The following is an 8,028-nucleotide window of genomic DNA, read 5'->3' on the forward strand; positions in this document are numbered from 1 at the left end:
TCCCGATGATCAGTACTTGAATTCCACGCGTGCACCGATTGTGCGGGGCTCGTTCCACAGGCCATAGTAGCCTAAAGCGTTGTAGTTCGGTTCGGCGTAGAAGTTGTTGTCGAACAAATTGCGGGCGTAGGCCGAGATCTTGAACTGGCCGATCTCGTAGCCAACCGACAGGTCGACCAGGACTTCACCGTCCCGCTCCAGCAGGTTCCTGCCGTTGGTATCCAGCAGAATGCCGTTGGAGGCAAACTTGCTAGAATACTTCAAATTGGGCGAGATGTTCAGCTTGCCTGGACCGATTGGAAGGTCGAAGTTCAAGCCAGCGTTAAGTGTGACATCTGGAGCATTTAACAAGCGCTCACCGGTCCAATCCTGCGAAACGTTCACGAGGAGCGGGTCGGTGGGATTGTTGGGATCGTAAAAGTTGCCGGCAGTGCCCTGCACACCGGCATTTCCGTCCGGGAACTTGGTGAAGCGGCCATGCATCACTGCGCCGTTGACGAAGAAGCTCAAATTTTCGGTGGGGTTGAGCGTAACCTGGAACTCGCCGCCGTAGATTTCAGCCTTCGCCGCATTCTGTGCGATAGTGTTGCCGTTGACGTAACGGTTGGTCTGAATGTTGTTCCATTTGTAGTAGAACCCAGCCAGGCTGAGGTTCAACAGGTGGCTTCCGGTCTTGTATCCCACTTCGTACGCGGTGAGCTTCTCCGGCTTCAACGGCTGAGCCGCCAGATCCGCCGGACCAGTAAGACCCGTCGCGTCCGTATTGAACAGCCCGCTCTTGTAGCCCTGGCTGAATGAAGCGTAGACGTTTGACCGGGATGTCAGATCGTACTGCAGCACCGCACGCGGCGAAACGTTTTTGTAGGACTTGGTGCTCCGGAAGAACAAGCTGTCGTCTATCGTATCGTATGTGAAAGAGCGTTTTTCAAACGTATATCGCAGACCGCCAATGACACGCAGATTATCGGTGATGCTGTAGGTCAGGTCGATGAACGGCGCGAGAGAGAAGGTGTCTTGGTGGTGATAGGCCCCGATGTATTCCTTCACAAACCTGTCGTCATAGATGAACAGACCCACCACGGCGTCGAGCGGCCCGGTCTTGGTGTTGACGATGAACTCTTGCGAGAAAGTCTTCTGAGAAGAATCCCATTGTGCCACGATCGGGGCCACTGTGGATTGCGAAACGTCCACGTGAAGGAAGTTGTTGTCCTTCCTGTAAGCTGTCGTGGACTGAATGCTCGTGTCACCGAAGTTCTTCGTCATCTTCAACGAATACTGTGTGAAGTTGACATCATTGGTAGGCACAAATCCAGCGAATGCCCGGTAGGGCGGCAGATCGACGTCACCGCCGAGCAGCTGATTTGAAATCGCAGGATAGACGGTCGCTCCGGAATCGCTGAGCTTGCCGTGCCAGAACGTGAACACTGCATTGAAGTCGGAATCGGGGCTGAAGCGCACCTTGATCCGCTCGCCCGAGTGTTCGACCGCGTTCAGCGGTGTGCCTGCCTTGACCGGCTGCGATCCCCCTGGGATGTTGTTGACTCCCATTTTGATCCAGCCGTCGGACTCGCGATAGTTTCCGGAAACGCTGACCGCCACCTTGTCGCCGATCGGCACGCTGACATAGGCATTCGCGCCCCAGCCGTTGCGTTCTTCGACAAAGGCGGACGCGCGCGCGTCGATGGTGTCGAGGTCAGGGTCGGGCGTGATGATGGTGATCGCACCGCCGGTGGCATTGCGGCCGAAGAGCGTGCCTTGAGGTCCTTTCAAGACTTCAACCCGCTCGACTGCCGCGAACTCGCTAAGCGCGCTTACAGGGTTGGGGATGTAGACGCCGTCGATGTACTGTGCGACGCTGTTCTCGCCCACGCGGCTGCCGACACCGCGGATGGTTGGCGTCACCCAAACACCGTTGTGTGAAACTTCAATGCCTGGAACGAGCTTGGGCAAGTCCAGTGAAGTGCGGATCTGCTGCTGCTGAAGCGCTTCTTGCGAAATGGCAGTGATCGAGATCGGCACGTCGGTCAGTCGCTGCTCGCGCCGCTGTGCGGTTACGATGATGCCGCCGTCGCCATCGTCCGACTGTGGCTTGGTCTCTTGAGCCGTGGCCGCAAGCGGGATCAGTGACGAAGCGCAGAGCGCAAGCGTGAGTGTTCGCTTCATTTCAAAGGTACCTCCCCGTTCATTCGCAGTCCGACCGGATCGATTTTCTTTTCCGAAATCCGGGCCCAGGGCCGAGCGGCACGCTGAGCGAGCCAATATGATCGACAGACAGGGCGTAATGTCAATAAATTTCTCGACGATCATAAAAAATATCGATTTTGTGCTGCTTTGCCTATTTACCGGAACCGGCCTCTCCCATAGAAAGGTCGCGAGGTGGTGGGTACAAGCCGCGAGAGGATGTGAACGCTGGTGACTGTAACAGTCGGCAATTCGGCGCCGGGCGCCTCCGTACTCCCGGCCGCACTCGACGATTTTCCACTCGAGCCGTTCCCCCCGGTGCCGATGTGGAGCGAGAATTACGCGTTTATGATCAACAGCCCTGGCGATGGTCTTGCCCTCGCCAGCCAGTTGGGCCGTTGGCCAGTTGATCCGAGCGTTTGGCGTGAGTTCTTCATGCTCGCGCTGCCCGGCGAGCGGATTGTCTACCACAAGGCGTTTGGGCGCGAGCCGAATTTGCAGCAGATCCGTGCTTCGTTGTTCGCCATAGACGTTTTGGAACCCGGCCAGGCTTATCGGCTCCGCTTCGACGGCCCGGTTAGCAGCGACCGGCGTGACAGCCTGTTGACGCGCGGCATTACTCCTCGCCCGCTTTCTCCGCTGCAGTTTGACTTGGTGTTCGAAGGCGTTGCGCCGCCATGGGACATGAGCGGCCACGCGAAGGCTGCCGAGGCGTTGGCGGGAAAGTTGCACGTCGAGCAGGTGGGCTCCGTGTCGGGGGTCGTCACCTTTGGAGAGGAAAGCTACGGCATCCAGGGTGCCTTCGGGCAGCGTGATCACAGCCGCGGCATCCGTGTGATCACCCAGCTTCACAGGCATTGCTGGGCGCAGGGTTGGTTCCCTGAAGCCGAACTGACATTTAACTTGTACATGATGGCTGTGCACGGCGGCCCGCCTGCCATGTCCAACGCCAGCCTCGCGACAAAAGGACGGCGTCTCGACGCAAAGGTCGTGTCAATTGACTTGATGCAAGCGGCGGGAGACCATCAGCGTGCCTACGCCGTCACGATTGACAGCGAGCTGGGCCCAATGACGTTCGAAATCGATCGGTTCGTCGCCAGCATGCCGGCGGCCTTCTGTTCGCCCTACGACAAGTCTCCGGGTGCAATGCCGGGCTTCCATGCTGCGTCCTCGAATGAAGAGGCTGTGGTCTGGAAGTGGAACGGCTTGGAAGGGCCGGGCTGGAGTGAGCGTAGCTTCAACGCCAGTCCCTTTCCTGTATGATCGGGCATGGACCAAGCGGGGCAAAACATCTTCTCGCGGCTATGCTCAGCGCCTGCGAGCACATGGTATTTCCGGGTGAGATCGACGCCGGGCTGACTTCGAGCAAGCTTGCGTTCCGCACCGCCTTGGAGATCCTCCTCGCTCGCGAGTGCACCGGGAACAGCGCCGCCTTGCAGTTGATGGCGGCCGCCGCCCGCTCGACAGGCGTGGACCCCCGCGACGATCACGGCGTCTCGGGCGATAGCGAATGGAGTAGGGCCTGTGCATTGCTGCTTGCTGCAGAACGCAAGATGGCCGCGGAACGCGGTAATCTTGACGGTCTGGCCCTTGCGGCGCTGTGCCGATCCGAAGCCGATGTGCTTTCTCTCAGTCGCGCGAATCTCGATGTCGCACAAGAGAGGCATCCGCACGCAATTACCTCCGACCGCCTTGAGGCATACCTGCGGCACCGGACCGGTCACGGGACGCTGCGCGTCCTGGAGCTACGGCATCTGATGGGCGGTTTCGGCAAGGAAACCGTTTTCTTCAGCACAGACTCCGATGCTCTACGCGGCGAATTCGTTCTACGCCGCGACCAGCCGGTCGAGCTCGTGCCAGGTGCATGCCACCGCGTACGGCATGAGTACGCCGTCATCGACGCTGTCCGGCAGCGCGGCTTTCCTGCTCCAGATGTCCTCTGGCATGAATGCGATCACCCCATGATGCCAGGGCCGGACTTCTTCGTGATGCGCAAGAGCGAGGGCGCCACCATCGGCACCTTAGCGGGCGCAACCAGTGTCCCCGACCCTCGCCTTAACGAGCACTTGGGAAGCATGCTCGCTCGACTGCATGGGCTAGGGACGCTTCGCGAGCTCGGGGATCTTACCGAGACGATCCGCAGCGATCTCTGGGGCGTATCGGGCGCTGAAGCGATCCGCACTTATGCGGCCAGCATGGAGACGATGCTGACCGACAATCCACACGCTGCTTCGCCCGCGACCCTGGGTGTCTGGCGCTGGCTGATCGCCAACGTGCCTGATAATCTGGGCCGCTCCTGCCTCATCCATGGCGACATTGGCTTCCACAATATGCTGATGCGCGATGGAGAGCTGACGTGCCTTCTTGATTGGGAGAACGCACAGATCGGCCATCCCGGCATGGACTTGGGCTACGTCTACAACGCCGCTCACGAGAGCCTGGACTGGCATCGCGTCATGGAGGCCTACGAAGCTGGCGGAGGCATTCCGCTGTCAGAGCGCACGCTGCTGTTCTTCCGCATCCTGATGCTCGCGCGTCTTGTAACGACGCTGAACGTCGGTCCTGCGCATCTTTTCGTCGGCAACGTAGATCAGATGCGCCTCCTGAATGCGGAAGTGTTTCTGCGGGGCCCGGCACTCCAGAGGCTGGCGAACCTTATGGAACAGTATGAGAGCGCTGCTCCTGCCGTCCAGCGACTCGCCTGCAACACTTGAGAGTTGGAACGAAATCACGATGCCTGAGTCTCTTGATGCCGAAGTGGCGATCTTCCTGCGCGCCGTCCGAGAAGAACTGGCCCACTCCGAGCCTGGAAACGATCCGTTTCGGCCTATCCGCGCGCAACGGCTGGTCGGGGCGATCGACCATCTTATCATGAGAGCCGAGAATGGTGCTGCGCACGCAAGTGCCGGCCTCGCCGATGCTCGTCGCCTCCTCGAGCCTCATGGGGATTCTTTCCATGTCCAATCCGGCTCTGACGACGGATCCTTCGCGTTGGCCACTGCGGCGCGTGAACGAGCGTCCGGAGCTCGAAGCGCCACGGCAGCCGACGCTGATTACGACTCCTTTGTTGCTGCGCTTAGGGCAGATGCGCAGCGGCGAGCTGAGCGCCGCGCGGAAGGCCTGCTTCAGGCCGGACGCGATCGCGCACAACTTTTCGGCACGGCACGCGAAGAGACACCGGCGCTGACCGCTGCAGCAGTAGAGATCTTTCTCAAGACGCGCTTTCCGGAACACTCTACAATTAGCGTCGCGAACTTCGTGCGTCCTGCCGGCGTCTACTCGAAAGAAAACTATAGCTTCGACATCGTTGGCCTGGAAGCGCAGCCTATCAAAGCAATCCTGCGTCGCGATCGCGGGTTCGAGATCATCCCGACCAGCGCTTCTGGCGAGTTCGAACTGCTCAACGCCTTGCGGGATCAAGGCCAGCCAGTCGCTCGATGCATTGCTGCGCAAACCGATAGCGCCGCCCCGCTCAATGGCCCATGCCTTATCATGGAGCGCGTGCCTGGAGCGCCGCCTGGAATGGCCCGCACGTCTCCTGAGGACAAGGAGGAGTGGAGCGCGATGGTGCTGCAGTTGGCAGCTGCTCTCGCGCGCCTCCATTCTGTAGATGTAAGCCGGTTGCCGCTCGATGGCAGTGGGCAGAGCAACCGCGCAGCGTTCCTGGCGGTGCTCGATGAGTATCACGACCGCCTCCATCGCTGCGAGCGTGAGCCTTACCCGCTAGTAGAGGCTGCCTTCGTCTGGCTCTACAATCATGCGGGCCTGATCGACGACACCACCGTCATGGTGCACGGCGATTACGACATGCGCAATGTGCTGTTCGAAGAGGGGAAGCTGACGGCCATCCTCGATTTCGAACTCGCGCACATCGGGCACCCGGCAGAAGACCTGGGATATGTGGCTCCCGACGTCCTTGAGACAATGGACTACGGCCGTTTCATGGAAGCTTACCAGGCAGCTGGCGGGCCGGCGGTTGCGCCACGGCTGATCCACTACTTTCATGTGTGGCGATGGACCTTCCACGCTGTCTGCAACATCGTGGCGTTCAGCGGCTACCGCAGTGGCGTGCATGATGATCTGCTGCTCGGCACTGTCAGCTTTGTCGAGTTTCGCCGCGTGCAGGAGAAGCTGATGGCGCTTCTTCCGGGCGGCCCGCTTTATCCCGCATGAAGGAAGTGACCATGCTCAGCCCCTTCGACGAGTTCCCGATCCATCAGACATCTCGCACCTTTGCGGAGCTGCCCTCCACCGACTTTTCGTGGGATGATGGATGCTACTTCGGCATTTTCAGCGCGGACGAGCGAGTATTCCTGGCTTGCGGGTATCGGGTGAACGCCAACACCGACATGATCGGCGGCTTCGCCATCCTGAACGTCGCGGGTCAGCAGCGCACAGTCCGGTTCAGCCGTTGCTGGAGGCAGGAGATGGACACGCGCATCGGGCCGTTTCGTGTTGAGGTGATCGAGCCGCTGCGCCGATTACGCCTGACGCTTGAACCCAACGATAGCGGGATCTCCTTCGCAATCGACTGGCATGGTGTTTCACCGGCGGTACTCGAGGATCATCACGACGCCAGCAATCGCATGCGCAAAACGACTGACCAGTCGCGCTACTGCCAACCAGGGGCCCCGCAAGGCTTCATCGCTCTTGGCGAACGGCATTGGACGGTCGATCCCACTTCATGGCACGCGGCGCGCGACCATTCCTGGGGTCTGTACGCGGAGCGTCGGCCACTGTCGCCCGATCCAAAGTGGCTGCCTCCCAAGAGCCCCAAGGGAGCGCAGCGAGCGCTGCGGTTCTGGATCATATTCCGGTCTGAACCTTACAGCGGGTTCTATCATCTGCATGAGGACTCGAAAGGTGTCCGGCGGCAGTTTGACGATGTGTTCGGAACCCCGCTGGGCGGCTCAATCGCCGAGGGGTGGAACGGTGTAAGTCACGAAATTGTCGACGCGCGCCATGAAGCCGAATACCTGCCGGGCACAAAAGTCCTCAAGAGGGTGACTATGACCCTCACTGATGCGCTGGGCGGAGTGTGGTCACAGGAGTTCGAAACTGCCGGACCGCCATGGATGGGGCAGACGTCCGGGTACTATCCTGGCGGGTGGAAGGATGGTGGCAACGTTCACACCTACCACGGTTCAGAGGAACTTGCGCTTGAGTGGGACGAGTTCGATTTTTCAAGCCAGCCGTTGGTTCATGAGGGCTACAAGACAGATGATGGCCATTTCGATGGCTTCGGGCGGGGCGAGGTGAAGGGGCATCCTGTACAGGGCAACGTGTACCTTTGCTCAGTGCAAACCACGGCTCCCGACGGATCGATTTCGATTGGTGCTGCGCATGTGGAGCATTATTACAATGGGCCCTATCACCCCTACGGCATCGCCTGATGCCGTAGGGCGGCTTGCTGGCCACGAGACCTAGCGCGGTGCAGTGAAGCGCGTGGCTATCAAATAGACCAGCGCGGCCAAGAGGTAGACGCTCAGTGAGATCGTCAAAGCATCGGTGAGGCCTTCAGACGCTGCGTGGGCGCAAGCCTGCTGAAGCGCCTGTGCAGGTCCTGCGCATTGTTTCGCGTAATCACCGCCGCTGAACACAGATGCGGCGAGCCTGTCACTGAGAATGCCAGTGAGCGTCGGGCCCACGCCAAGCCCGATCACACCGGTCACCAGCAGCTGGATAGCCGAGCCTGAGGCCCGCATGCGCGGCGCAAGCCGGTTGAGTGTCAACGGCGGAGTAAAAGTCGTCCATTAGGCGGAGTAAAACCAGGCCACTTGATCCGGGTGTTGGCGAGCGCCGTGAGGGCGTAGCCCGAGCGGGGGTCGCCAACACCCGGATTGTCAT

6 protein-coding genes are annotated in these 8,028 nt (G+C 60.0%); 4 read left to right on the forward strand and 2 right to left on the reverse strand.

Going from position 1 to position 8,028, the window contains the following annotated elements; all coding sequences use genetic code 11:
- Positions 1–9: 9 nt before the first annotated feature.
- A complete protein-coding gene (locus GQO94_RS18600) occupies positions 10–2,307 on the reverse strand; it encodes a TonB-dependent receptor (protein WP_198046038.1) in 2,298 nt (765 codons plus the stop codon).
- Positions 2,308–2,412: 105 nt separating this feature from the next.
- On the opposite strand from GQO94_RS18600, the gene GQO94_RS20870 reads away from it, so the two are divergent.
- The 4 genes from GQO94_RS20870 to GQO94_RS18620 all read left to right on the forward strand — a co-directional run bounded on the left by GQO94_RS20870 (position 2,413) and on the right by GQO94_RS18620 (position 7,574).
- Entirely contained in the window at positions 2,413–3,444 is a 1,032-nt protein-coding gene (locus GQO94_RS20870) for a hypothetical protein (RefSeq protein ID WP_198046039.1), read from the forward strand.
- Between the two features lie 62 nt (positions 3,445–3,506).
- Complete coding sequence (locus tag GQO94_RS18610; RefSeq protein ID WP_198046040.1) at positions 3,507–4,895, forward strand: phosphotransferase family protein; 1,389 nt, start codon at positions 3,507–3,509, stop codon at positions 4,893–4,895.
- A 19-nt stretch (positions 4,896–4,914) separates the two neighbouring features.
- Positions 4,915–6,354 carry a phosphotransferase family protein gene (locus GQO94_RS18615; RefSeq protein ID WP_198046041.1) on the forward strand — a complete coding sequence of 480 codons (1,440 nt, stop codon included), beginning with the start codon at positions 4,915–4,917 and terminating at the stop codon, positions 6,352–6,354.
- A gap of 11 nt (positions 6,355–6,365) precedes the next feature.
- Positions 6,366–7,574, forward strand: coding sequence for a hypothetical protein (locus tag GQO94_RS18620; RefSeq protein WP_156842902.1), 1,209 nt, complete (start codon positions 6,366–6,368; stop codon positions 7,572–7,574).
- A 30-nt stretch (positions 7,575–7,604) separates the two neighbouring features.
- Here the strand turns inward: GQO94_RS18620 and GQO94_RS18625 are convergent, their stop codons facing one another.
- Positions 7,605–7,886 carry a hypothetical protein gene (locus GQO94_RS18625; protein ID WP_156842903.1) on the reverse strand — a complete coding sequence of 94 codons (282 nt, stop codon included), beginning with the start codon at positions 7,884–7,886 and terminating at the stop codon, positions 7,605–7,607.
- Between the last annotated feature and the right edge of the window lie 142 nt (positions 7,887–8,028).

Origin of the sequence: Novosphingobium aquimarinum, assembly GCF_009746585.1 — a bacterium.
In the GTDB taxonomy this organism is placed as follows: domain Bacteria; phylum Pseudomonadota; class Alphaproteobacteria; order Sphingomonadales; family Sphingomonadaceae; genus Novosphingobium; species Novosphingobium aquimarinum.

What these genes read in the sequence shown, in the direction of transcription:
- GQO94_RS18610 (WP_198046040.1), top strand. Translation starts at nt 3,507, where the DNA reads ATGGTATTTCCGGGTGAGATCGACGCCGGGCTGACTTCGAGCAAGCTT.
- GQO94_RS18625 (WP_156842903.1), bottom strand. Translation starts at nt 7,886, where the DNA reads ATGCGGGCCTCAGGCTCGGCTATCCAGCTGCTGGTGACCGGTGTGATC.
- GQO94_RS18620 (WP_156842902.1), top strand. Translation starts at nt 6,366, where the DNA reads ATGCTCAGCCCCTTCGACGAGTTCCCGATCCATCAGACATCTCGCACC.
- GQO94_RS18600 (WP_198046038.1), bottom strand. Translation starts at nt 2,307, where the DNA reads ATGATCGTCGAGAAATTTATTGACATTACGCCCTGTCTGTCGATCATA.
- GQO94_RS18615 (WP_198046041.1), top strand. Translation starts at nt 4,915, where the DNA reads ATGCCTGAGTCTCTTGATGCCGAAGTGGCGATCTTCCTGCGCGCCGTC.